The 23,341-nt window shown below is 56.5% G+C and carries 25 protein-coding genes; 11 read left to right on the top strand and 14 right to left on the bottom strand.

The window, feature by feature from the left end:
• Positions 1 to 153: 153 nt before the first annotated feature.
• The 3 genes from KORM41_RS08625 to KORM41_RS08615 all read left to right on the top strand — a co-directional run bounded on the left by KORM41_RS08625 (position 154) and on the right by KORM41_RS08615 (position 2,073).
• Positions 154 to 603 (top strand): copper chaperone PCu(A)C, encoded by a 450-nt coding sequence (locus KORM41_RS08625; RefSeq protein WP_068143457.1) that lies wholly within the window; start codon positions 154 to 156, stop codon positions 601 to 603.
• A 79-nt stretch (positions 604 to 682) separates the two neighbouring features.
• Positions 683 to 1,519, top strand: coding sequence for a macro domain-containing protein (locus KORM41_RS08620; protein ID WP_068143455.1), 837 nt, complete (start codon positions 683 to 685; stop codon positions 1,517 to 1,519).
• A gap of 2 nt (positions 1,520 to 1,521) precedes the next feature.
• Positions 1,522 to 2,073 (top strand): TIR domain-containing protein, encoded by a 552-nt coding sequence (locus KORM41_RS08615; RefSeq protein ID WP_068143454.1) that lies wholly within the window; start codon positions 1,522 to 1,524, stop codon positions 2,071 to 2,073.
• A gap of 2 nt (positions 2,074 to 2,075) precedes the next feature.
• On the opposite strand, the gene hemH is transcribed toward KORM41_RS08615, so the two are convergent.
• Both hemH and KORM41_RS08605 read right to left on the bottom strand, forming a co-directional pair.
• A complete protein-coding gene (gene hemH / locus KORM41_RS08610; RefSeq protein ID WP_068143452.1) occupies positions 2,076 to 3,098 on the bottom strand; it encodes a ferrochelatase in 1,023 nt (340 codons plus the stop codon).
• Positions 3,099 to 3,212: 114 nt separating this feature from the next.
• The gene (locus tag KORM41_RS08605; RefSeq protein ID WP_068143451.1) at positions 3,213 to 4,295 is read right to left on the bottom strand and encodes a succinylglutamate desuccinylase/aspartoacylase family protein; all 1,083 of its coding nucleotides are present in this window, start codon (positions 4,293 to 4,295) and stop codon (positions 3,213 to 3,215) included.
• 174 nt (positions 4,296 to 4,469) lie between these two features.
• Between KORM41_RS08605 and KORM41_RS08600 the strand changes: the two genes are divergently transcribed.
• From KORM41_RS08600 to KORM41_RS08580, 5 genes are all read left to right on the top strand, one after another.
• Positions 4,470 to 5,099 (top strand): cation transporter, encoded by a 630-nt coding sequence (locus tag KORM41_RS08600; protein ID WP_068143449.1) that lies wholly within the window; start codon positions 4,470 to 4,472, stop codon positions 5,097 to 5,099.
• 10 nt (positions 5,100 to 5,109) lie between these two features.
• The gene (locus tag KORM41_RS08595) at positions 5,110 to 6,414 is read left to right on the top strand and encodes an MFS transporter (RefSeq protein WP_068143447.1); all 1,305 of its coding nucleotides are present in this window, start codon (positions 5,110 to 5,112) and stop codon (positions 6,412 to 6,414) included.
• 101 nt (positions 6,415 to 6,515) lie between these two features.
• The gene (locus KORM41_RS08590) at positions 6,516 to 7,241 is read left to right on the top strand and encodes a lysoplasmalogenase (RefSeq protein WP_068143445.1); all 726 of its coding nucleotides are present in this window, start codon (positions 6,516 to 6,518) and stop codon (positions 7,239 to 7,241) included.
• 52 nt (positions 7,242 to 7,293) lie between these two features.
• On the top strand, positions 7,294 to 8,202 hold the full coding sequence (gene argB / locus KORM41_RS08585; RefSeq protein WP_082719644.1) for an acetylglutamate kinase: 909 nt from the start codon (positions 7,294 to 7,296) through the stop codon (positions 8,200 to 8,202).
• A gap of 290 nt (positions 8,203 to 8,492) precedes the next feature.
• Positions 8,493 to 9,608, top strand: a complete 1,116-nt coding sequence (locus KORM41_RS08580) for a hypothetical protein (protein ID WP_068147197.1) — start codon at positions 8,493 to 8,495, stop codon at positions 9,606 to 9,608.
• 56 nt (positions 9,609 to 9,664) lie between these two features.
• Here the strand turns inward: KORM41_RS08580 and fumC are convergent, their stop codons facing one another.
• From fumC to KORM41_RS08565, 3 genes are read right to left on the bottom strand one after another with little or no spacing between them, the layout of a single operon-like run.
• A complete protein-coding gene (gene fumC, locus KORM41_RS08575; RefSeq protein WP_068143441.1) occupies positions 9,665 to 11,062 on the bottom strand; it encodes a class II fumarate hydratase in 1,398 nt (465 codons plus the stop codon).
• Between the two features lie 8 nt (positions 11,063 to 11,070).
• Entirely contained in the window at positions 11,071 to 12,351 is a 1,281-nt protein-coding gene (locus KORM41_RS08570; protein WP_068143439.1) for a DUF2336 domain-containing protein, read from the bottom strand.
• On the bottom strand, positions 12,351 to 14,000 hold the full coding sequence (locus KORM41_RS08565; protein WP_231727048.1) for a sensor domain-containing diguanylate cyclase: 1,650 nt from the start codon (positions 13,998 to 14,000) through the stop codon (positions 12,351 to 12,353). Before KORM41_RS08565 ends, KORM41_RS08570 begins: the two co-directional genes overlap by 1 nt.
• Before the next feature lie 134 nt (positions 14,001 to 14,134).
• Here KORM41_RS08565 and KORM41_RS08560 point away from each other — a divergent pair, with 134 nt between their 5' ends.
• From KORM41_RS08560 to dapE, 3 genes are all read left to right on the top strand, one after another.
• Positions 14,135 to 14,827, top strand: coding sequence for a pyrimidine 5'-nucleotidase (locus KORM41_RS08560; RefSeq protein WP_068143436.1), 693 nt, complete (start codon positions 14,135 to 14,137; stop codon positions 14,825 to 14,827).
• A 109-nt stretch (positions 14,828 to 14,936) separates the two neighbouring features.
• Positions 14,937 to 15,776, top strand: a complete 840-nt coding sequence (gene dapD, locus KORM41_RS08555) for a 2,3,4,5-tetrahydropyridine-2,6-dicarboxylate N-succinyltransferase (protein WP_068143434.1) — start codon at positions 14,937 to 14,939, stop codon at positions 15,774 to 15,776.
• A 3-nt stretch (positions 15,777 to 15,779) separates the two neighbouring features.
• Complete coding sequence (dapE, locus tag KORM41_RS08550) at positions 15,780 to 16,919, top strand: succinyl-diaminopimelate desuccinylase (protein WP_068143433.1); 1,140 nt, start codon at positions 15,780 to 15,782, stop codon at positions 16,917 to 16,919.
• A 255-nt stretch (positions 16,920 to 17,174) separates the two neighbouring features.
• On the opposite strand, the gene KORM41_RS08545 is transcribed toward dapE, so the two are convergent.
• The 9 genes from KORM41_RS08545 to KORM41_RS08505 all read right to left on the bottom strand — a co-directional run bounded on the left by KORM41_RS08545 (position 17,175) and on the right by KORM41_RS08505 (position 23,239).
• Complete coding sequence (locus tag KORM41_RS08545; protein ID WP_068143431.1) at positions 17,175 to 17,567, bottom strand: GFA family protein; 393 nt, start codon at positions 17,565 to 17,567, stop codon at positions 17,175 to 17,177.
• The gene (recR, locus tag KORM41_RS08540; RefSeq protein ID WP_068143430.1) at positions 17,567 to 18,172 is read right to left on the bottom strand and encodes a recombination mediator RecR; all 606 of its coding nucleotides are present in this window, start codon (positions 18,170 to 18,172) and stop codon (positions 17,567 to 17,569) included. The genes KORM41_RS08545 and recR overlap by 1 nt, the downstream gene beginning before the upstream one ends.
• Positions 18,173 to 18,454, bottom strand: a complete 282-nt coding sequence (locus KORM41_RS08535) for a GIY-YIG nuclease family protein (RefSeq protein WP_068143428.1) — start codon at positions 18,452 to 18,454, stop codon at positions 18,173 to 18,175.
• The gene (locus tag KORM41_RS08530) at positions 18,435 to 18,884 is read right to left on the bottom strand and encodes a hypothetical protein (protein ID WP_068143425.1); all 450 of its coding nucleotides are present in this window, start codon (positions 18,882 to 18,884) and stop codon (positions 18,435 to 18,437) included. Before KORM41_RS08530 ends, KORM41_RS08535 begins: the two co-directional genes overlap by 20 nt.
• Positions 18,874 to 19,527, bottom strand: a complete 654-nt coding sequence (locus KORM41_RS08525) for a DUF5671 domain-containing protein (RefSeq protein WP_068143422.1) — start codon at positions 19,525 to 19,527, stop codon at positions 18,874 to 18,876. The genes KORM41_RS08530 and KORM41_RS08525 overlap by 11 nt, the downstream gene beginning before the upstream one ends.
• Positions 19,528 to 19,666: 139 nt before the next feature.
• On the bottom strand, positions 19,667 to 20,269 hold the full coding sequence (locus KORM41_RS08520; protein WP_068143420.1) for a hypothetical protein: 603 nt from the start codon (positions 20,267 to 20,269) through the stop codon (positions 19,667 to 19,669).
• Entirely contained in the window at positions 20,266 to 20,985 is a 720-nt protein-coding gene (locus KORM41_RS08515) for a CatB-related O-acetyltransferase (protein WP_082719643.1), read from the bottom strand. The genes KORM41_RS08520 and KORM41_RS08515 overlap by 4 nt, the downstream gene beginning before the upstream one ends.
• A 17-nt stretch (positions 20,986 to 21,002) precedes the next feature.
• Positions 21,003 to 21,326, bottom strand: a complete 324-nt coding sequence (locus KORM41_RS08510; protein WP_068143416.1) for a YbaB/EbfC family nucleoid-associated protein — start codon at positions 21,324 to 21,326, stop codon at positions 21,003 to 21,005.
• A 122-nt stretch (positions 21,327 to 21,448) separates the two neighbouring features.
• Positions 21,449 to 23,239: a DNA polymerase III subunit gamma/tau gene (locus tag KORM41_RS08505; RefSeq protein WP_068143414.1), complete on the bottom strand. Its 1,791-nt coding sequence runs from the start codon at positions 23,237 to 23,239 to the stop codon at positions 21,449 to 21,451.
• Positions 23,240 to 23,341 lie beyond the last annotated feature (102 nt).

The raw sequence follows: 23,341 nt of genomic DNA, 5'->3' as shown, positions 1-23,341 counted from the left end.
TGACGACCTGAGTTGCTTAAGCCGTCCACCCCACTCATCTGTCACCCTGAACTTGTTTCAGGGTCCATTTCGAAACTACCTGCCCCCTGCGACGTGATGTCCCTTGCCTGAGCCTATATAGTCAGGCTATGAGCAGGACAAAGGAGAACACCCGTGAAAGCAATTTTGTCCGCCCTTATTCTGGCCCTCAGTTTTTCCGTCACCGCGTTCGCCCACGGCGAGCATGATGGCGAAGGCATTGAAATTGAAAAGGTCTGGGCGCGCAAAACCAGCCGCACGGTCTCTGCCGCTGTGTATCTGACCATCCGCAACAACACGCACGACATTATTGAGCTGACGGGCGCGGATACAGATATTGCGAACACCACCATGATCCACCGGTCCTATGAGGAAGGCGGCATCATGAAGATGGACCATGTGATGAGCGTGCCGCTGAAGCCGGGCGAGACCTTCACGCTCGCGCCCGGCGGCTATCATGTGATGCTGATGGGCCTTAAAAAGCCGCTTGAGAAAGGCGATGTCTTCCCGCTGACGCTGGAGTTCGACGGCGAGCATGAGCGCGAGGTGATTGTGGAAGTCACCGGCATGATGGGGATGCAGTAGTCAAAAACCAGTATAAATTGCAAAAAGTCCAATATCGTATGCTATGCTAACTTCATGATACCTTGGAGTGTGCATTACTATGAAGTCGTTTTCTAAGTGGCTATGCTTTTTTCGAGCTTTGCTCACAGCTATCGGCATTATATGGCTCTTTATCGAGTCATATGAGGGCATCACAAATCAGGAATTAGACCTTTCCTACAAAGATTTTTTGTTAAGCTCTACTCTCCTCGGGCTACTTCTATTCTTTGCAGATGGTCTTTTCTTAGAAGGTTTCTTCAAAAACGAAATCGTTATTTCCAGCAATAGTTTCGACACAAAAATATCCGTGCTTTTTGGCGATTTTTTTGATCAAAAAGGCTGGAAAGCCATTGGGGTGAACGACTGTTTTGATGACATCGTTGATGACATAATAGTATCATCCAAGAGCCTTCACGGCCAGGTCATTCAGAAATTCTGGGGAGGAAATAGTGGCAATTGGCGAAACCAAGTCGACACAGCACTCTCTCAAACGCCCTTTACAACCATTACAAGGAATCCTGGGCGTACACGACGCTATGAAATTGGAACAACCGCGACAGCTATTGTTAACGAAAATAAGTTCCTTTTTGTCGCGCTTGGCCGAACCGATGAAACAACTCATCGAACGTCGGCTACAGCGGAAGACCTAATTAAAGCAGTTCGGGGGCTTCTAGTTAAAGCTCGAAACTCCTGTTCCAACGAAACTATTTACATCCCGCTGCTAGGTTCTGGGCTTGCCCGCATTGGTATCAAAAACGCTATTCTTGTCGACTTAATACTCACCGCGGTGTTTGAAGAAACTAAACAGGGAAAGGTCTCAAATTCCATAAAAATAGTTTTGCCAAAAGACAAGAAGCCTGAAATCGATTTGGGATCAATCTATCAAGATTGGAAGTAGATATGGCTTATCGCAATGGAACCTACATTGCTTTTGACGGCCTTGGACAAACCGACCCGAGCAAGTCGGACTTTAGATATTACTCAACCATACAAGCCTGGAGTTCAAAAAAGCATATCGAATTCAAATTCGTGAACAGCCACGAGAAGACGTATGCAGTTAGAGATAGCAGCCAAAGATCTACCCTAGAATCGAGGATAAGAGAGCGCCTTGCCAAATCAAAAAACTGCCTCGTTATTTTAAGCGATAAAACGAGGAGTTCCGGCAGCATGCTCAGCTATGAAATTGAACAAGCCGTTGATAGGTATGAGCTGCCTCTAATTATCACCTATCCCGGCTTCAACATTGTGTCCAAACCAATATTGTTGAAAAATCGTTGGCCAGAAGCGCTAACGGAGAGAGTTCACCAGGAAACTGCTTATGCTATTCATATCCCATTTAAAAAGGGGGCAATTTTAGATTCTATTAGCCAATTTACGGTACATGCTAACGCATTGACTGGACCTCTCAATTTTTATTCTGCAAAAGCCCACTCCGAGCTAGGTTGCACATAGCCCTAACCCAGCCAGCCTTTGAGCTCGTTCCTTGCGACGCTCTCGAGCACCCACATGCCCTGCTCTGTGTCATTCAGGCACGGGATATAGTGGAAGTGGGTGCCGCCGTTCTCAAGGAAGGTTTCCCGAAGTTCCATATTGATTTCTTCAAGGGTTTCCAGACAGTCCTGTGAAAAGGCCGGGGCGAGCACGGCGAGCTTTTTGACGCCGTCCTTGGCCATCTGCTCGACCGTTTTGTCCGTGTAGGGCTGCACCCATTCGGTGGGACCGACGCGCGACTGGAAGCTGGTCACCAGCTTGCCTTCCGGCAGATCAAGCGCGTCGTTCAGCAAACGGCTGGTCTTATGGCAGTGGCAGGGGTATGGATCCCCCTTATCCCAGTAGGCCTTTGGGATCGAATGGTAGGACGCCAGGATTTTATCCGGCTCCCAATCCAATGTGCTCAGGCTGTCTTTCACACTCGCGGCAAGCGCGGAAGGGTATTCCAGCGTATCAAAGTAAGCCGGCACCGTGCGCACAGATGGCATCCAGCGCATCTCGCCCATTACCTCGAAAGCTTTCTCATAAGCTGTCGCAGTCGTCGTGGCGCTATATTGCGGATAGAGCGCGAACAACAGGATGCGGTCACAACCCTTTTCGCGCAGGCGCGTGAGGCCATCCTTGGTGGACGGCGTGCCGTACCGGAAGGCCCATTCAACCTCGGCTTCTTCCCCGAAGGCGGCCTGCAGCTTTTCGGCCTGGCCTCTAGCGTAGGTCCGAAGCGGGCTTTCGTTTCGCTCCTTGTCCCAAATTTTGGCGTAGGCCTTGGCGGACTTGCCAGACCGGAAGGTCAGGATCGGGCCATGAAGGATCGGCAGCCAGATCAGGCGCGGCGTTTCCACCACGCGCGGGTCCGAGAGGAACTCCGCCAGATATTTCCGAACCGCGCCATAGGTGGGGGCGTCGGGCGTGCCAAGGGACATCATCAGGATGCCCAGCTTGCCGTGGGCCACGGTGGGGTGATCTGTCGGTTTTTCGCTGGTCATAGGTCTGTTCGCCGTTTTCTTAACTTTGCTTGCGCCGTTTCTACGACAGCGGCGCCGAAATGGCTCATGAAAAAATCAGATATCTGTCATCTGGCGCGTATCTCGCTCGTGTGCCTACTGCAGGATACGCACCAGCATGCTTCCGGCCTCGCGCACCGGGTCTGTGGCCACGGCCAGCACCCAGCCGTCATGCGGGGCCGTGTAGGTGCGAATTTCATGCCCGAACGCGTCATACAGCGTGGCTACATCCTGGCCCTTCTTCACCGCGTCCTTCAGGCCCACATGCAAAACGGCAATGCCGCCCCGGTCGGCATACACATTGGTGTAGTTCGACCCCACGATGGCTTTCACCGGCGGCTGTTCCACACTGCCCGGCACCATCCTGTGCGCCCGCATCAGGTTCTGGAGGCCCCAGACCGCGCGGTCAATCAGCTCCCCCTGGAACTGCTTTGGCGCGCCCACTTCAAGCGTAACAGCCGGAATGCCCTCTTTCATCAGGCTGGTCTCCAGCGTGCCCTGCTGGCCCGCGTCATTCTTGATCATGTCGGGGCCAAGGGTATGGGCCGCCGCGCGCGCTGTGCTGTTGCCGAAATCGGCGAACACAAAAAGCGGATAGGCAGCGCCCCGCGTCTGGGTGTGGATATCCACGGCGAAATCAGCGTTCTGGCGAATGAGGCCCTGCCACAGGGCACCAAGATAGCGCCCGGATGTGCTGCCACTTTCGCCCACACTGCCTGGGAAATTACGGTTCAGATCAACCAGCGAGCCACCGCCCGCAGACACCGGGAAGCGCCTGTTGTTGGCATTGATGCCCGGCTGGTTCAGCCCCGGCACTGCCACCACCGTGCCTGAAAGGGTCTTTGGGTCCAGCTTTTCCAGAAGCCGGTGCAGCACGGCGATGCCGTTCAGCTCATCACCGTGGACCGCGGCGGTCAACAGAAGCGTCTTGCCATCCTTCGCGCCGCGCACCACCACAACCGGCACATGAATGGGCGCGCCGGTGTTGCGCCAGCCCGCGCGGAAATAGAAATCATGCCGCCCTTCGGGCAGCCGCTCGGCCTCAAGCCTGGTGATCACCGTAACGCCGCCCACACGGTCACCCGTGTCTTCCATGGGCGGCATCATAGAGGCGCGTGACGGCGCCGCGACAAAAAGGCTGACAAGAAGGCCAAGGGTTATCGTGCGAACTGGCATCATGTGGTTACTGCTCCGTTTGCTTTCAAAGCATCGCCTATCATCGCAACAGACCGGCTTCAATTGCAAATATGTAATGCAATATCATCCAGCCATGTAATGGAATATCATCCAGAAATTTGCCTTGCACACCAACATATTATCGGGCCAAATAAGGGCGAAACCAGAGGGACTGTTATGGGTGCGAACTGCTGTCATGATGTGAAGTTTGAAGGGATGGACCCGCGCTATAAGCGTGCGCTCATCTATGTGATCCTCATCAATGCGGCCATGTTCCTGTTTGAAATGCCCATGGGCTTTGTGGGCCAGAGCCAGGCGCTGAAGGCAGATGCGCTTGATTTCCTGGGCGACACCTTCACCTACGGCCTGTCGCTTTATGTGATTGGCAAGGCCGGCAGCCTGCGCGCCAAGGCCGCGCTTTTCAAAGGCATCAGCCTTTCGGTAATGGGCTTGTGGGTATTGGGGTCCACCATCTATACGGTTTTCTATCTGAACCAACCAACCGCCGCGATTATGGGCGGCGTTGGGGCAGCGGCGCTGGCCGCCAATGTTGCGAGCGTGCTTCTGCTGATGCGCTTCAAGGACGGTGACGCCAACGTGCGGTCCGTGTGGCTTTGCAGCCGCAATGACGCCATCGGCAACGTGATGGTGATGGTGGCGGCGTCCGGCGTGTGGATTTCCGGCACCGGCTGGCCGGACCTGATTGTGGCAGGCATCATGGCATCGCTGTTCCTGTCCGGCTCGTTCCAGATTATCCGGCAGGCCAGCCACGAGCTTTCGCACCACCGCACTGCGGCCGCAGAATAGGCCGGGGCCCGTGGGACGCACGCAGTGGCAGCTGTTTGGCACAAGGCGCTTCCTGCCGCTTTTCATCACACAGTTTCTTGGTGCGCTGAATGATAACCTGTTCCGGCAGGCGCTTGTTATCCTGATCACCGTCAAGCTGGCGTCCGAGATGGGTATCCAGCCGTCCATCCTGACCAACCTGGCGATCGGGCTGTTCATCCTGCCCTTCTTCTTGTTTTCCGCGCTTGCCGGGCAACTTGCCGACAAGTATGAGAAAACCAACCAGATCGTGTGGATCAAGATTTGGGAAATTGGCCTGATGGTGGTGGGCGGCTTTGCCATCTATTTCCAGAATTTCTACATGATGGTGGCTGTGCTTTCCGGGCTGGGGCTCCAGAGCACCTTCTTCGGCCCGATCAAATATGGTGTCCTGCCTGACCTGATGAAAACAGATGAGCTTCTGGGCGCCAACGCGCTTATCGAAGCCGGCACCTTTGTTGCCATCCTGCTTGGCATCCTGGTGGGTGGGCTGGTGATCAGCCAGGACGGTGACAATTTCATCATCTCCGGCATCATGATCGCTTTCGCCGTCATCGGCACGCTGACAGGGCGGCTGGTCCCCAAAACCGGGCAGGCCGCGCCCAACCTGGACATCCGGGTGAATATCTTCACCTCAACCGGCACGCTTCTGAAAAGCGCATGGCAAAATGATATCGCACGCCCAGCCATCATCGGCATCAGCTGGATCTGGCTTTATGGTTCCATCTATATCGCGCAGATACCCGAAATCGTTTACGCGCGCATGGGCGGGGACAAAACAGTCATCACGCTGGTGATCGCCTGTTTCTCGGTCGGTATTGGCGCGGGCGCGCTTTTGTGCAGCCGCATTTTGAAGGGCGAAATTTCAGCCCGCCTGGCGCCCCGTGCCCTTGTGGGGCTTGGCGCTGTCAGCCTGGCCTTTATTTGGGCCCTACCAGAAGTGCCCAGTGTGCCCTTTTCTGCTGAAACTGTCGTTGGTCTGAAGGCCTTTATCGCCGCTCCATCCAACTGGCCGATGCTTATCGCGCTGATTGGTGTGGCCATGATGGCAGGCATGGTAATCGTGCCGCTTTACACCATTTTGCAGGAATATACCCCGCGCGAGGCCCGGTCGCGTGCGATTGCCGCCAACAATGTATTCAACAGCGCCTTCATGGCGGGCGGTACCATCATCGCCGCAGCCCTCCTGGCGACAGGCTTGACGGTTATCCAGATCCTGATCCTGTATGCCGCCGCAAACCTTGTGCTGCTGCGCCCCGCCGCGCGGTTGAAGGCACGCATTGAGAATGCCAATTGAAAACTGTCCCTACACAGCAGCGGTTAAAATTGATACATTTGAATCAAAGACTTGTGACAACCCCAGCAGCCTGCATATAGTGGCGCGAGGAGGAGCATCACGTGACACGCATCTTTAGCCGCCGCAAACGACCGGTCCTGGAAGCGCTGGGGCAGATCTTCATTGTTCTGTCATTCATTGGCGCTGTGGTTCACGGGGCCGGATGGCACCCGGACGGCATCCTGTGGAGCGTTCTCTCCAAAGCCAGTGCCGTGTCTTTCCTGGCGCTGTTTGTTGCCGTGAATATACGCACATTCGGGCACGCCCTTTTGTTTTTCGCGCTCATATTCTCTGTTTCAGGGGATGTGCTCCTGGAAATTCCAACCGACCCGCCTGGGCAGGCATTCCTGCGCGGCATGATGGGCTTCATGGTTGGCCACATTTTCTTCATCGTTCTGTACCTTACCAACCGCCAACCCATGAGCGACATAAGCACGCTGCCTGTCAGGCTGTCGTCGCTATTGTGGCTGTTCGCCTTCTTCTCCGGCTACATGCTGTATGACGGTTTGGGCGAGATGCGCATGTATGTGTATGTCTACACCGCTGTCCTGACTGCCATGGCAACCTCTGCGCTGCTCAGCAAATTTCCGTTCCGCTTGACTGGCATCGGGGCTGTGTTGTTCGTGCTGTCGGATGCCGCTATTGGCGCACGCGAGTTCATGGGAGCCCCAGAGTATGTCGGCTATTTCATATGGGCCGCTTATTATGCATCACAGCTTATGATGACGATGGGGGTCATGCTGACGGACGACCGACCAACAAACTTTGGCGGGTATCGATTTGACTAGGGCCAGCCTTGGCCTTACATCTTTTTGTCACCCTCATTGATGGAACAAGGCCATGATCACAGTGGACCGCGATATGAAAATTCTGCAGAAGAAAGCAGCCACGCTCGTCGAAGCGCTTCCCTACATGCGCAAATATGCTGGCGAAACCTTCGTTATCAAATACGGCGGACATGCCATGGGCGATGACGCGCTGGCACGCCAGTTCGCCCAGGACATCACGCTTTTGAAACAGGTGGGCATCAACCCAGTGGTTGTCCATGGAGGCGGCCCACAGATTGGCGAAATGCTCAAGAAGCTCTCGATCGAGACCGACTTTGTTGACGGCCTTCGCGTGACCTGCAAAGCAACTGTGGATATCGCCGAAATGGTGCTGTGTGGCTCTATCAGCAAATCCATCGTCGCTGACATCAACGCGGCAGGTGGCCGGGCCATCAGCATGTCAGGCAAAGACGGCAAGCTGGTCACCGCCACCAAGATGGAAAAATCCAAGCCAGACCCGGACAGCAATATCGAGAAGGTAATCGACCTGGGTTTCGTGGGCGAACCCACGCATGTCGACCCGACCGTCCTCAAGCAAAGCATGGCCAACGGCATCATCCCCGTGATCTCACCCATCGCGGCTGGCGAAGACGGCAATACCTATAACATCAATGCCGATACAATGGCGGGGGCCATCGCCGGGGCACTGGGCGCACGGCGTTTCTTCCTGCTGACAGACGTGCCGGGCGTACTCAGCAAAGACAAGGAAATGCTGACGGAGTTGGACCCGGAGGACATCGCGCGCCTCAAGGCGGACGGCACCATCACCGGCGGCATGATCCCCAAGGTGGAAACCTGCATCAAGGCCGTGGAAGCCGGCGTTAAAGGTGCGGTTATCCTGGACGGCCGGGTCAAGCATGCCATGCTGCTTGAAATCTTCACCGAGCGCGGTGCAGGTACGCTGATACGGCCTGCGCACTGACCCTTTCGCGATAAGCGGCAAAATGAAGGAACAAGGGGGCCCTTTCGGCCTCCTTTGTCTTGGAGCATGGGCTGCAGAGAAGCAGGTGTGACCCAACCTCCAGGAGAAAATGGCTCAAATCAGCCTTTTTCCACAAGACACATCGAAGAAGAATGCCATTCCTTAACAGGAAAAGGCTTTTCTGAATTTTCCGTTCATATTGGGTTCAGCCCCTGATTTCCACAATTCAACCCCTGGCCGTAATCACGGCCGGACATTCTGGACAATTGATCAAAATAAGGAGAGGACTTTTGATCTACATGACTGGGGCGTGGAACTTTGGAGGGCCTGGCGGTTTTGCCATCCCCCAAACCACGGTGACGCTCGACATGCCATCAGACGTGTCGGGTGATCAAATCAGGGGGCTGATAGGGCAAACCGCAGGTGGCGGTGAGCTTGTTTTCCCCGTGGAGCCCAATGGTGGCATCGGAGATGGGGCGGGACCAATACCACTTGGAAGCCCCATGCCGGTCGAACCCGATGGTGGCATCGGAGACGGCGCCGGACCAATACCGCTTGAAGATCCAATGCCGGTCGAACCCGATGGTGGCATCGGAGACGGCGCCGGACCAATACCGCTTGAAGATCCAATGCCGGTCGAACCCGATGGTGGCATCGGAGACGGCGCCGGACCCATTCCCGATGGTGAAGGCGAAACCGGTGCAGATGATGGCGAAGTAACCATCATGCCTGTAGAACCCGATGGCGGCATCGGAGACGGCGCTGGCCCCATTCCAGACGGCGAAGGCGAAACCGGTGCAGATGATGGCGAAGTAACCATCATGCCTGTAGAACCCGATGGCGGCATCGGAGACGGCGCTGGCCCCATTCCAGACGGCGAAGGCGAAACCGGTGCAGATGATGGCGAAGTAACCATCATGCCTGTAGAACCCGATGGCGGCATCGGAGACGGCGCTGGCCCCATTCCAGACGGCGAAGGCGAAACCGGTGCAGATGATGGCGAAGTAACCATCATGCCTGTAGAACCCGGTGGCGGAATCGGCGACGGTGCAGGACCACCACCAGACGCGGACATTGATCCTGTTGAGGAAAACATCATTGAAGGCGGCGGCGAAGGCACGAAGGCCGATGACACCTTCATCGCCAGCGAAGAAGCCGACACCTTCATTTTCCAAGCAGGGCATGGCAACGATACGGTCCATGGGTTTGACGTGACAGAGGATCGGCTTGATTTCTCTGGAACTGAGATCGACTTCACCGACCTCGAGAGCCTGCTTGCGCACACTTTTGATCAGGTGGATGAAGGTGTGGTGTTTGGCGTCTATATCGAAACCGGTGAAGGTACCAGCGTGTATCTGGATGGCGTCTCATCAGCCGATCTTGCGTCGGCCATGATCGACTTCTAAAGGCCTTTAGCGATACTATGGCAAACAGGAGAAGCACGGTACGTCGTGCTTCTCACTCAATCCCCTGATGGGGCGATCATCTTCGATGGGTCTGTCCAGCGGTCGAAATCTTCTTCCGAAATATAGCCAAGTCTGAGCGCCGCTTCCTTCAAGAGCAGCTTTTCATCGTTCGCCAAACGGGCTATTTCCGCCGTCTTGTCATAGCCAATGTGAGGCACCAGTGACGTGGCAAGCATCAGCGAGCTTTTGAGCAGCGCGTCAATTCGGTCACGGTCTGGCTTCAACCCATCAAGACAGCGCTTGGTGAAACTATCCACCGCATCTGAAAGAAGCCTGATCGATTGAAGCACATTATAGATAATCACCGGCTTATAGGCGTTCAGCTCCAGCTGCCCCTGGCTGCCTGCAATGGTGACAGTGGTATGGTTGCCCATCACTTGCGCGCACACCATGGTCAGCGCCTCTACCTGTGTTGGATTCACCTTGCCCGCCATGATGGACGAGCCAGGTTCGTTCTTGGGCAATAGAAGCTCCGCAAGCCCGCCGCGCGGGCCAGACCCCATCAGCCGGATATCGCCCGCGATTTTCATCAGCGCCGCCGCTGCACCATTCAAGGCACCTGAAAGCGCCACAAGTTCGTCATGAGCACTGATGCCCGCGAACTTGTTGGGGGCCGGGCTGAAGGACAGGCCCGTCAGGTCGGAGATATGGCGGCAGAAAGCCGCCGCAAAATCCGGATGGCAATTCAGCCCGGTACCCACTGCCGTCCCACCTTGCGGCAATTCGCTCAGGCGTGGCAATTGCTGCGTGAACGCGGCCAACACAGCCTCCAGCTGCGCCTGATAGGCCGAAAAGGCCTGATCGAGCGTGATGGGTGTGGCGTCCTGAAAATGGGTACGCCCGAGCTTGATCACATCACCAAATCTTTGCCGAAACGCAGCGATGGATGCGGTCATGCCGTCCAGTGCAGGCAACAACCGGCCAGATAGTTCCTGCACGGCTGAGACAAGCATCGCGGTGGGAATCGTATCGTTCGACGATTGCCCCATATTGACGTGATCGTTCGGGTGCACCGGTTCCTTGGCGCCCCGCTTGCCGCCAAGCATTTCGCTCGCACGGTTGGCGATCACCTCATTGGCGTTCATGTTGCTCTGGGTACCGCTGCCGGTCTGCCATACAGGCAAAGGAAATTCGGCGTCATGCAGGCCGGCCGCTACCTCGCCCGCTGCCGCCGCAATGGCGTCAGCCAGCCTGCCATCCAGAAGACCAATATCCTTGTTCGCCAGTGCGGCAGCCTTTTTTTGATACCCCAGAGCACGAACGAACGGTATGGGCATCACCTCAGTCCCGATCGGGAAATTCATCAGGCACCGTTCGGTCTGCGCACCCCACAAACGGTCCGCCGGCACATCAATGGTGCCTAAAGAGTCGCTTTCCTGTCGGGTTCCTGCCATAGCCCGACCTAATCAGCCTGCTCGACAAAATAGCTGAGATGCCATTCAAGCTCGTTGTCGTCGATCGGATAGTCCTTGCCATCCTTGGCATTCAGAAGCTGTGCTTTGGGCACCAAGGCGAACTTTGTCTGAAGTTCATAGGCCGTGCGCATTGAAAGCTTCGCTTTCCAGGCCAGTGCCGTCACGGCCCTGCCGCTCTTGGAATTAACAATCTGGCGTACGGTTTTTGCCGGGATATCAGCCATTACGGCAAGGCATTGCATTAAAAGCTCTCGCCGGTTTTCCTCGATCTGGTCATGGACGAATTTGTCATCCAGCGCGCCCTTTTCGAAATACTCCATGGCCTGCTTCGCCAGCTTGTCCTCTTCTTCATCGCCGACGCGTTCACTGTGCAGCCGGTCTCGCACTCTCTCCAGGAGCTCTTCCGCCTGTTCTTCAGGCAGTTCCGCCTGCTCCATCATGGCGTGAACAAGGGCTGAAGCCACAAAACCAGCGATCCGCTTCATCGCCCGGATCGACAGTTGCGGGCGCAGCGCCACCGGCGCGTGCAGGTCTTCCACTGTCTTGGCGTGATCGATAATCTGGTCCAGCGTGTCTTCGCGGATCTGCGCGTTTGGGTTGGTCAGGAGCGTGGAAATTGCTGGCACATCCAACGTGGCCGCAATGTCCTGGGAAATCTCTTCGCTGACCAAGGCTCGGCTGGCAATGGACTTCAGCGCCCCACCAGACACACCAGCCGCAATGATCTCACGCAGGTCATCATCGTTCAGAAGGGGCGAATACTGGAGGATCGGCCCACAGACAATCTCTTCAACATCGCGCGCCAGCCTGTCGACAATGGCCTTCGGCACGCTGTCTGCGCTCTTGATCTCTTCCGCCACATAGGCCCGCACCTTCGGCAGCTGGTCAGCCGCCAGGGCTTCCAGCACCTTGATGGCCTTTTCCCTGAGGGCGGTCTGTTCGCCCGGCTTGAGGCCCGGTATCAGCCGGCCGATCTTACGGGCGAGTTCTGAACGGACTTCTTCATCCTCATCGCTCGTCAACTTCTCTGCAGCCTGGATCGGCGTGGACGGGTTCTGGGCAATCGCCCGGCGAATTTCTGGCGATGCATCCTCGGCTAGAAAATAGAGCACTTCTGGCCGGGCATCTGTGCGGTTCGCAAGGGCCTGCTTTTGCCCCTCAGACCCGGTCTCCAGAATCCTTTGCTCGTCTTCCTTGGTCAGCGTTTCGGGCAACGCTTTATCTTTATCGGACTTGCCCCCAAGCAATGCCTTCAATTTACCCAGCATCAGTCTTCCTCTTCCCCCGCCGCGGTATCACCCGGGGCCTCGCTTGTCGGTGCAATAGCCACATGGCCACGCCCCGCTTCTTTAACTTCATACAGAACCGCATCGGCGCGATCGGCCAATTTCTCGAACGTCAAATCCACCCCCGCAACCGATGGGCAAACTCCGATCGATGCATTCAGCCGCAGACCGTCTCCGCCGATCTCACTCCGAATGGCAGGCATGGCCGCGATCAGGCTTTCGGCCTTCTTGGCCGCAACGTCGCTATCCATATCCTCCAGCCAGAGGATGAATTCATCACCGCCATAGCGCCCCGCAAAATCGCACGGCCTGATCATGGCCTGCATATGCTTGGCGACACCCTTGAGCGCCTGATCACCCGCCCGGTGCCCCAGTGTGTCGTTGACTTCCTTGAAATGGTCCAGATCAATAAAAACCAGACAGCCTGAAAGGCCTGTGCGGCACTGGTGCTTAAGGCGCCGTTCCACCGCTTCCAGAAGCGCACGACGGTTCATCAGCCCGGTCAGCTCGTCCTTGCTGGACAGGCGGTAAAGTGTGTCGATGAGTTCCGCCTTGCCAAACGCCGCTGTCAGCACTTCAACGACACCGCTCAAAAGCTCCACTTCAAGGTCCGACCAAGGGCTGACTTTCGTATCCCGGCTGACAATCATCATGCCGAGGCTCTTGTCCCCCCGCTGCATCCTGAGCGCAAGATGCTGGCGCTCTCCCGTGCTTTCAAATGGCAACACATGGTCTTCAGCTGCAACCAGGCTGGCCCAGATGGAGTCCATATCCAGTATTTCCTGATAGCTGCCGACGATGGAACTGGGCACGAGGCCTTCTTCATAATGCATCGCTGCCCATACCATATCGGCTCGCAGCACTTCCTGAAGTGCGGCCGACGCACTGTCGAACAGGTCATCGGCGCTTTCAGCCGTATTCAGGATGCGGGTGATCCGCTGCAAAAGCATGAACCGCAGGCCGTCCTGCTTTGTCTTTCGGGCGGCCATATAGCGGTCTGTCATGTCGCGGCACGTGCCCCGAAGGCCGGTCTGCTCACCGCGTTCATTTACAAGCGGATGCACATTGAAATGCAGCCAGCGACGGCTATCGCCTTCAAACAGAGCCGGGACATTATCAAACTGCGCCTCGCGCTTTGCTGTGAAAGGATTGCGTACAGGTGCCTCGCCATCCGGCCAGAAAATGCGCGTGGCGTTCCGGCCAAGCCACTGTTCCGTATCCTGCCCGAACGCTTCGTGAGGCGACACAAAGCGGAACCTGTAGTTTTCATCAAGCTCGAAAGACAAATCGACCGCGCCGTCCAAAAGCTCCTTCAGCATGGTGCGGCTTTTCAGAAGCGCTTCGGTCACTTTGTCGGGCAGAGTTGTATCGCGCGTCACCACCACGACCTCATTGCCCTGCGGCACGGCCACCAGCCAGTAGGTTGAGCCCTTACCGTCCTCGATGCGGGCGTCCGTTGGCAGGCCGGATGTCAGTGCTTCATGAACCGTGTGATGCAGCGGACCCTCATCTTGCTGCCACAAGGCCACTAGCGGGCCCGCAGACGGGCTTTGGTCCAGCACATCTCCACCTGCCGCAACGCGGAAGGCGCTGGACTTCGACCGGCTCAAACTGCCTGAAATACCTGCCATTTTCTTCAGTGGCGCCACATTTTCCCTTTCGCTTCCAGCTCCAGATTGCCTGAAATCTGGCCCCCTGTCATAAAAACTATGTTGCTTGCGGTTAATCTAGCTTTAATGACAATTATTGCAGTATCATATGCACCATGTTGGATTTTAAAAAGCAAAGCTTTCACCCCACCTTCGACACCCCGCGCGATGCCTGGGTTTTCGATCTTGATAACACGCTTTATGCGGCGGAATGCAACCTGTTCAGCCAGATCGACCAGAAGATCGGCGAATATGTGCAGACGCTTCTTGGCCTGAACGCCGAGGACGCCCGCAAGGTACAGAAACAGTATCTGCTGGAACACGGCACCACGCTGAAGGGCCTGATGGCGCACCATTCGGTGGACCCATACCATTATCTGGACAGCGTGCATGATATCGACTTCGCACCGATTGAGCGCGACGATCATCTGCGCGATGCCATCACCCGGCTGGATGGCCGCAGGGTGGTATTCACCAATGCAGACGCGAAATACGCCGCCAAGGTGCTGGACCGCCTTGGTATTGACGACCTGTTCGAAGATATCTTCGACATTCACGAAGCGGACCTGGAGCCCAAACCGAAACCGCAAGTGTACGACAAGTTCGTCGCCAAATACGACATTGACCCCAAGCGCGCCGTGATGTTTGAAGACATGGCCCGCAACCTTGTGCCAGCGCACGCCATGGGCATGGCCACGGTGTGGATCAACACAGGCAATATCTGGGGCAAGGCAGACCACGACCCGGAAACCGTGCATGCGGAAACCGGCAATCTGGCAACCTGGCTGCACGCTTTTTTAAACCGGTAGGTTAGGAATTCTAGGGCGGCCAGCCTGTTCCCGCGATTGACTTGAGGGGCGCGGACGCTATTGTTCTTGCGATTTTTGTGAACGACCTTAAGCCCAAGGAACCGCACCCATGAGCCAACTGGAAACCATCATCAACGACGCGTTCGACAATCGCGACCAGGCCTCTGCCGCAACCACCGGCGAAATCCGCGACGCTGTCGAAGCCGCGCTGAACCTGCTCGACAGTGGCGAAGCCCGCGTGGCCAGCAAGGAAAGTGGCGAATGGGTGGTGAACCAGTGGCTGAAGAAAGCCGTGCTGCTGTCGTTCCGCCTCAATGACATGGAAACCATCGCCGGCGGCCCGGGTGAAAATACCAACTGGTGGGACAAGGTGCCCTCCAAGTTCGAAGGCTGGGGTGAAAACCGCTTCCGCGACGCAGGCTTCCGCGCCGTGCCGGGCGCCATCGTGCGCCGCTCTGCCTTTATCGGCAAGGGTGCAGTACTAATGCCGTCGTTCGTGAACCTGGGCGCCTATGTGGACGAAGGCACCATGGTTGACACCTGGGCCACCGTGGGCAGCTGTGCCCAGATTGGCAAGAATGTGCATATCTCAGGCGGCGCAGGTATTGGCGGCGTGCTGGAGCCCCTGCAGGCAGGCCCGGTGATTATCGAAGACAACTGTTTCATCGGCGCGCGCTCCGAAGTGGCGGAAGGTGTGGTTATTGAGGAAGGCGCTGTCCTTTCCATGGGCGTGTTCATCGGCGCATCCACCAAGATTGTTGACCGCAACACCGGCGAAGTGTTCATGGGCCGCGTTCCGGCCTATAGTGTTGTGGTGCCTGGCACGCTGCCGGGCAAACCGCTTCCAGACGGCACACCGGGCCCCAATCTGGCCTGCGCCGTAATCGTGAAACGGGTGGATGAGCGCACGCGATCCAAAACCTCGGTGAACGAGTTGTTGAGAGACTAACCCATGGCAGGCCTTGACCCCATTACCCTCAGCCAGGAACTGATCCGCCTTGAAAGCGTGACCCCAGACAAGGGCGACGCGCTGGATCTGCTTGCAAGCTACCTGACCGAGATGGGCTTCAAGTGCGAAAAACTGGTGTTCGAGGAAGAAGGCTATGCCCCTGTCCCGAACCTCTATGCCCGGCTAGGGAGTGAGGCCCCGAACTTCTGCTTTGCCGGTCACACAGATGTGGTTCCCGTGGGTGCGAAGGACCATTGGTCAGTTGACCCCTTCACTGCTGAAGTGCGCGACGGCCAGCTATATGGCCGCGGCGCCTCTGACATGAAATCCGCCATCGCCGCCTTCGTGGTTGCGGTTGAGCGCCGCCTTGCCAAGGGAACGCCGAAAGGCTCGATCTCGCTTCTGATCACAGGCGATGAGGAAGGCGACGCGGTCAATGGCACCAAAAAGGTGCTGGACTGGATGCGCGAGCGCAACGAGCAGATAGACATGTGCCTGGTGGGCGAGCCCACCAACCCGACGGAGATGGGCCAGATGATCAAGATAGGCCGCCGCGGCAGCCTGCACGGCATCGTGACGGTCAAGGGCACGCAGGGCCATGTGGCCTACCCGCATGTGGCCAAGAACCCGATCCCGGATATGGTCAAGCTGCTGGCCACGCTGGATGGCCCACTTGATGACGGGAACGACCGCTTTCAGCCCTCTAACCTTGAGATCGTGAATGTTCACGTGGGCAACGAAAGCCACAATGTGATCCCCGCCGAGGCCAAGGCGCGCTTCAACGTGCGTTTCAATAATGAATTCACCCCCGAAGCCCTGCGCGCGGAACTAACCCGCCGCATGGATGGCGCGGGTGTGGATTATGAGATCGACTGGTGGCTCAGTGGCGACAGCTTCCTGACACCCGCGGGGCCGCTTTCGGACGCCGTGCAGGAAGCCGCAAGCGCCCGGCTTGGTGTAACGCCCGAGCTATCGACCACCGGCGGCACATCGGACGCCCGCTTCATCAAGGACATGTGCCCTGTGGTGGAATTCGGCCTTGTCGGTGCCACCATGCACAAGATCGACGAGCATGTGGCCGTAGCCGACATCGAAGCGCTGACCGACATCTATGAAGACGTGATCAACCGCCTGCTGGGCTAAAACCCCACCTAAATTCTTTCTAGTTTTGATGCTCGCACTGGAAGAGTATTTTCAATCTCAAGCGGATGAGAATATTCCCGAGTGACGATGGTTGGCCGCCCAACTCGGCCTTCCGATTTGCGATGATAGGTGGGGATATTCCCCTTAGAGAGACGTTTCACACTCCCGAGCCCCTGGCTGACGCCTGGGCTCCCCTCGGGGTCTGTTGCCAAAGCGCGCAGGCCCCGACCCTCTTTTTGGGGGATTTGCTGTACCTTAAGCGCCTTCGGAGCGCAGGCCAGCAATATTGGCTTCCCAGTTAGCGCCGTCAAAATCAGCGACATCAATGTCCGTAACCGTCGTTTTGTCGATACAGTTGAGGTTGACCGACCAGCCGTCCGGATGGCTGCGGGGCACGTAAAAGCTTTTGACACCGCAGGTTTTGCAAAAGAGGTGCTGCGCAGTGCCTGTATTGAAACGGTAGTCAGTCAGGTTGTCCGCGCCTGATGTGATGCGGAATTCGTCCTTTGTTGCAAACACATGGATGAAGCCTGTCATGCTGCAGATGCTGCAGTTGCAGCGCTTTCCCTTGAGTGTTGCCGGGGCTGTCAGTTCAAACGTCACTGCGCCGCAGTGGCAGCCGCCCTTGTGCTTCACATGGTCTGTCATCAGCTTATACTCCCTCGGGCACGCAGCGCTGCCGCCAGCGTACCATCATCCAGATAATCCAACTCGCCGCCCACGGGCACGCCGTGCGCCAGCGCCGTAACCTTTACCCCGCTACCCGACAGCCGCTCCGCCAGATAGTGGCTGGTGGTCTGCCCGTCTACTGTGGCGTTAAGCGCCAGGATCACCTCCTGCACTTCGCCTGTTTGAACGCGGTCAATCAGTGGGGTGATATTCAACTCGTCTGGGCCCACACCATCGAGTGCCGAAAGTGTGCCGCCCAAAACATGATAAAGCCCCTTGAAGGTCTCGGACCGGTCAAGCGCCCAAAGGTCGGCGACATCCTCAACCACGCACACCAGGCTGCGGTCACGCCGCGTGTCTTCACACACATGGCAGGGATTGTGGGTATCGATATTGCCGCAGGTATCGCAGATGACAATCTTGTCCGCCACCATGTGAAGGGCGTCCGCGAGCGGCTTCATCACGGTGTCGCGTTTCTTGAGAAGCTGCAGCGTGGACCGCCGTGCAGACCGTGGCCCAAGACCGGGCAGCCTGGCCAGGAGCTGGATAAGCGTATCAATTTCACTGCCGTGGGAACGGGGCATCTATTGGCCTTTCAAAAACTCTTCCACCAGCTTTTTGCGGAATTTCCGGTCGCGTTTCAAGTGCCATTCCCGGCTCATGGCCTCGCCGCGTGTTTTAAACTCTTCTGTATGCAAAACCACCCACTCTCGCCCGCGGGTGGATTTGGCACCGGTGCCCGCGTTGTGGGACGCAAGCCGCGCCTCCACATCCCTGGTCCAGCCCACATAGGTGCGAGCCTTGCCGTCCTTCACGCTCCCGAGGACATAAACGAAGCAGGGATACTCAAAGCCCGCGCAGGTCATTCTGGCTATCAATATCGATTTTGAAGCAATAGTCACCGGCAGGGTGCCGCCAGTCCACGTCATATATCAATCCATACATTGGCCGGTCGCCTTCAAGGGTGGACAAAGAAAATGTAGCGCAAAGCTCAAACGAAGTCTCGCCGATAGAATGATACTGATAGCTTCTCCCCGAAACAGGATCGGCAGACAGCTTGACGCGGTCATCTCGTTCCTTCAGGGCAACCAAAGTTTCCGGCAAGGCCTTTTCGCCCCGATAAAAAACACGCACCGATTGGGCAAGCTGCTGCAAGTGCTGCACCCGCTTTTGATCCATTTTCACCAGCTTCATTTCAGAAGGCGAGCGCACCAGCACGGTGCCAACAATGACCAACAAAAGGGTCAGGGCTGCTGCAATGCCCAGGAACAGTTTAGCGGACGAACTAGGCTGCATCACCAGCCTCCGCATCTTCAACCGCCTTGATTGACCGAAAATAGTAGAGAAGAACACCACCGGACACGCCAGCAACCACAGCCACCTTCAACAAAAACCGCATCGTCGCGGCGCCGTCCAGAAAGTGGTAAATAAGGGCTACCAGATCACCAAGCGCCGTCATCCCGGCCAGAAACAAGGTCAGATAGGTCAGCCACTGTCGGCCGCTGGACATGGGGCAATTAGGGTCCTGCTTTGTGCGCTGCTCTGCTTTCCATGCAGCGATGAGGTAAGCTGGAACGAAAACAATCGACCAAGCGACCCAGTAGCGAATATTGCCTTCGATATAATCGGCATTCATGGAATTGGACGCATCTGGAATAGTGAAATCAAGGATATTGAAGAACAGGAAAATGATGCCCCAGCTCGCCAGATAAAGGGCGCAGAAATGGAACAGGTAGAAAACTGTGTCCCGCGCGGCCAGTGAATAATGCTTGCTTGGAACGGGAACCGGAAAATCCATCGGGGCGAAAGCGGCCAGGGCCTTTTTGATCTCGCCTTTGTCCCAGCCTGCAGCTTCAAGGGCAGTCGCTATATCCTCGCGGCCTTGGCCTTTCCCGAGCGCCTTTTCGACAAATTGCAGAAGATTTTGATTGGTTGCCATGTCATTCCCCCATCACTGACAATCACGCTGTCGCTAACGATAGGGGGAAAAAGCCGGCTTTTTCAAGGCAACAAATTACGGGCCTTGCCGTCTTTCACACTACCAAGAATGTAAGTGAAGCTTTTGTCCGCCATGACACCTACCGGGTTGCAACAATGCTATAATGGATTACCGCATCGTAACTTGCCGCCTCAAACCCCGGATGGTGCTGTTTTAGATAGCCCTTTATTTGCTCGGCAGCAACAAGTTCACTACGGCAGGCCTCTCCAATCCAAGTGACCTTGGCCATCAGTGCGTTAGCGAGTATAAGCGCATTTGCGATGGACTCCTTGCTGGCATCCGGATAGACCTCAAAGAAATCTGACGCTTGGAGTTCTCGGGCGGCATAATCATGCCTGTCTGCCTCAACATTGGCCATCAGGATACCATCTTGCGGTGTCAATAGCGCAATCTGGCTTTTTAAAGTCTCGGGCAAGGAAGTCGACGATTTGGCTTCAAACGGATCCAGAATCCAAGCGCGCTGGCGGACTTTTTTTTCAGCCTTTCCCAAAGCCAAAAGTTTCTGACGGTCTTGATCTTGTCTGATAGCCCACAAAACTGCTGGTATCTTCGCGAGCAGATAGCCCGCAACAAAGACGATCACTAATATTGTGAAATGCTGCTCGATCAGATGTGTAAACACATGTTCCTCTATAACGGCATCTTGAAGCTGGTCAGTAGGTGAAGCATCTCGCTGGATCATGACACAACGTGAAGATTTTCACCTTTGGTATATACGCGAAACCAAACCTGCTCCAATAGCTCAAGCTCGGCTGCCTGCTTCAACTTTTCAATCGTTTCCAGAGCCTCAGCTGGATTTTCGAAATCTATCTGCTCGCGTTTGCCAGCGCTAAAGACGTCATATTCCCACCACTTGCTTTCAAGCAGCGGCTCAATCAACTCTTCATCCACCCGGTATTTGATCACTCGCGCTGGATTTCCGCCAACTATGGCATAAGGGGGAACATCTTTGGTCACCACAGACCCTGCAGCGACGATGGCGCCTGTGCCAATTTTAATCCCGCCAGGGACCAACACATGTGCACCAATCCATACATCGTCCCCGATGAAGGTATCTTCCGGCTTGCTGTCGAAATCATTACTCTCTTGAGACAATTTCGGTGAGATTTTTTCCGGCGCGTAAGTAGCTGCGGACGTCGTCAGCCAGCCCACAGGATGACGAGACATCCCGATTTCCACTTGGTGCCCGATAGAGCAATAACGCCCCATTCGTACCCTGACCACTACTGCCTGCGGGCTTATTGAACTGAATTTACCGATCTGAACCGACTGGATACGGCGTGCGTTCCAAATACGGGCTTCAGGCTCAAACTTGAGAGGCCCCGTCAGACGAAACCCCGAAGACCGCAACTGATATCGCTCTTCAAGTGTCTTGGCGGCCGTTGTGCTAATTTGCATCGGGTAACATCCAACTTTCAGAAAGGCATCTTGAAACCGGGTGGCAGGTCCAGGCCGCCGGTGAGGTCTTTCATCTTCTCTGCCGCTGCGTCAGCCACTTTGGTTTTGGCCTGGTTGTGCGCTGCGACAATCAGGTCCTCGACCACTTCCTTGTCTTCACTTGAGAAGATCGACGGGTCGAGCGACACGGATTTCATATCGCCCTTGCCCGTCAGCACCACTTTCACCATGCCGGCGCCCGCCGTGCCTTCGACCTCAACATGGTCAAGTTCGGCCTGCATGTCGCCCATCCGGGCCTGCATTTCCTGGGCTTTCTTTAGCATTTCGGAAAGATTTTTCATTGTTGTTTGCTCCTTGCGGCTGGCGCGACATCCCCAACCGTGTCCTGTTCTCGTCGCTTATCTTGCGGCCCGCCCTTCATCAACGGCGGAGCCTTGTACTCGTCGCTATCATCTATAGTGCGCTAAAAATCGAATTCGCTGGCGTCGTCATCGAAACTGATGCCTTCCATCGCGTCATCCGCCAGATCGGCTTCAAGCTCTTCTTCAGTGCGGCTGTCGCGCACGGCCAACAATTCGGCGTCTGGGAAGGTCGACAACAGCGCCTTCACTATCGGCTCCGCCATGGCTTCGTCACGACGCTTCTTGTCGCGGCGGATTTCCTTGGTGCGGATCGTGTCGTCACCTTCCACCTCTTTGGTGATGGTGATCTGCCAATCAACGCCGGTCCAGGCCTTCAGGCACTGTTTGGTACGCATGATAAAATCAGGCGGTGTCTGGCGCGTGGTGTTGAAGCTGACCCGACCAGGCTTATAGTCCACCAGCCGCACATGGTCCTTCAGCACGACCGCAAGCGTGGGTTCGCGCTCGGCTTCAAAAAGCGCCACCAGCTTCTCGAAATCAACCGGCATCGGATGCATTGGGTGGTCGCCCGACTGGTCCTGCCTCAGCGCCACAACCTGCGCGCTCTGCATATTGGCCGTTGGGCCGCCCTGCGCGCCGGCCTGGACCTGCTGGCCGCCAATGGCGGTCACGTTGCCTGCTCCTGGTCCGCCACCACCGGCAGGTGCAGCGCCACCAGCCGCGGGCGTACCGCCACCGTTCTGCAATTGCTTCACCAGGTCGGCCGGGGCCGGAAGGTTGGCAGCATAGGCCAGTCGAATGAGAACCATCTCAGCCGCCGCAATCGGGCTTGGGGCAACCTTCACCTCGCCCACACCCTTCAAGAGCATCTGCCACGCGCGGGTCAGGTGCGGCATGCCAAGCGTTTCAGCCATGGCGCCACCCTGTTTTCGTTCCGCTTCCGAAACAAGAGTATCTGTGCCGGTATCCGGCGTCACCTTGAGGCGGGTCAGCCAGTGGGTAACTTCCAGAAGGTCATTCAGCACAACAGCCGGGTCAGCGCCGGAGTCATACTGGGACCTAAGCGTGGTAAGGGCTTCCTTGATCTCGCCTTTCATCACCTGCTCAAACAGGTCCAGCACCTGGGCGCGGTCCGCGAGGCCAAGCATATCGCGGACTTGGCTTTCCGACACCTCACCACCGCCGTGGGCGATGGCTTGGTCCAGAAGCGACAGGCTGTCACGCACCGAGCCTTCGGCGGCTCGCGCAATAAGCTTCAGCGCGCCCTCGTCTGCCTTCGCGCCTTCCTTTTCCACAAGCTTCGCCAGATGCGCGATCAGCGTTTCGGCTTCCACCCGCTTCAGGTCAAAGCGCTGACAGCGGGAAAGAACCGTCACAGGCAGCTTGCGGATCTCCGTGGTGGCGAAGATGAACTTCACATGCTCAGGCGGTTCTTCAAGCGTCTTAAGAAGTGCGTTGAAGGCGTTTTTCGACAGCATGTGCACTTCGTCGATGATGTAAATCTTGTAGCGCGCGGACACCGGCGCATAGCGCACGCTTTCGATAATCTCGCGGATATCGTCCACGCCTGTACGCGACGCGGCATCCATCTCGAGCACGTCAACGTGGCGCGATTCGGCAATGGACTTACAGTTTTCGCATTTGCCGCATGGGTTGATGGTGGGGCCGTCGTGGGCTGTACAGTTGAGCGCCTTGGCGATGATCCGCGCCGTGGTGGTTTTACCCACACCGCGAACGCCCGTCAGCACGAAAGCGTGCGCCAGGCGGCCTGTATCGATGGCGTTCGAAAGCGTCCGCACCATGGCTTCCTGCCCAATCAGGCTGTCGAAATCCGACGGCCGGTATTTACGGGCCAGAACCTGATATTCAGTCTTTGGTGCGCTATCGCTCATAAAGCCTCATCCCTGTAATACTGAGGGCATATGACTAGCAGGTCTGGAAGCGGGGGAAAAGGCTTTAGCATGGGTGTTGCAGGCAAAAAAAATGAACCCGCA

The organism is Kordiimonas lipolytica (assembly GCF_001550065.1).
Note: the sequence above shows the minus strand (reverse complement) of the source record. Positions and strands in the feature narration are given on the sequence as shown.

Bases quoted from the DNA above. Each gene is read 5' to 3' on its own strand.
- KORM41_RS08620 (WP_068143455.1), top strand. From the start codon at position 683: ATGAAGTCGTTTTCTAAGTGGCTATGCTTTTTTCGAGCTTTGCTCACA.
- KORM41_RS08615 (WP_068143454.1), top strand. From the start codon at position 1,522: ATGGCTTATCGCAATGGAACCTACATTGCTTTTGACGGCCTTGGACAA.
- hemH (WP_068143452.1), bottom strand. From the start codon at position 3,098: ATGACCAGCGAAAAACCGACAGATCACCCCACCGTGGCCCACGGCAAG.
- KORM41_RS08605 (WP_068143451.1), bottom strand. From the start codon at position 4,295: ATGATGCCAGTTCGCACGATAACCCTTGGCCTTCTTGTCAGCCTTTTT.
- KORM41_RS08600 (WP_068143449.1), top strand. From the start codon at position 4,470: ATGGGTGCGAACTGCTGTCATGATGTGAAGTTTGAAGGGATGGACCCG.
- argB (WP_082719644.1), top strand. From the start codon at position 7,294: ATGATCACAGTGGACCGCGATATGAAAATTCTGCAGAAGAAAGCAGCC.
- fumC (WP_068143441.1), bottom strand. From the start codon at position 11,062: ATGGCAGGAACCCGACAGGAAAGCGACTCTTTAGGCACCATTGATGTG.
- KORM41_RS08570 (WP_068143439.1), bottom strand. From the start codon at position 12,351: ATGCTGGGTAAATTGAAGGCATTGCTTGGGGGCAAGTCCGATAAAGAT.
- KORM41_RS08565 (WP_231727048.1), bottom strand. From the start codon at position 14,000: ATGGCAGGTATTTCAGGCAGTTTGAGCCGGTCGAAGTCCAGCGCCTTC.
- KORM41_RS08560 (WP_068143436.1), top strand. From the start codon at position 14,135: ATGTTGGATTTTAAAAAGCAAAGCTTTCACCCCACCTTCGACACCCCG.
- dapD (WP_068143434.1), top strand. From the start codon at position 14,937: ATGAGCCAACTGGAAACCATCATCAACGACGCGTTCGACAATCGCGAC.
- dapE (WP_068143433.1), top strand. From the start codon at position 15,780: ATGGCAGGCCTTGACCCCATTACCCTCAGCCAGGAACTGATCCGCCTT.
- KORM41_RS08545 (WP_068143431.1), bottom strand. From the start codon at position 17,567: ATGACAGACCATGTGAAGCACAAGGGCGGCTGCCACTGCGGCGCAGTG.
- recR (WP_068143430.1), bottom strand. From the start codon at position 18,172: ATGCCCCGTTCCCACGGCAGTGAAATTGATACGCTTATCCAGCTCCTG.
- KORM41_RS08535 (WP_068143428.1), bottom strand. From the start codon at position 18,454: ATGACCTGCGCGGGCTTTGAGTATCCCTGCTTCGTTTATGTCCTCGGG.
- KORM41_RS08530 (WP_068143425.1), bottom strand. From the start codon at position 18,884: ATGCAGCCTAGTTCGTCCGCTAAACTGTTCCTGGGCATTGCAGCAGCC.
- KORM41_RS08525 (WP_068143422.1), bottom strand. From the start codon at position 19,527: ATGGCAACCAATCAAAATCTTCTGCAATTTGTCGAAAAGGCGCTCGGG.
- KORM41_RS08520 (WP_068143420.1), bottom strand. From the start codon at position 20,269: ATGATCCAGCGAGATGCTTCACCTACTGACCAGCTTCAAGATGCCGTT.
- KORM41_RS08515 (WP_082719643.1), bottom strand. From the start codon at position 20,985: ATGCAAATTAGCACAACGGCCGCCAAGACACTTGAAGAGCGATATCAG.
- KORM41_RS08510 (WP_068143416.1), bottom strand. From the start codon at position 21,326: ATGAAAAATCTTTCCGAAATGCTAAAGAAAGCCCAGGAAATGCAGGCC.
- KORM41_RS08505 (WP_068143414.1), bottom strand. From the start codon at position 23,239: ATGAGCGATAGCGCACCAAAGACTGAATATCAGGTTCTGGCCCGTAAA.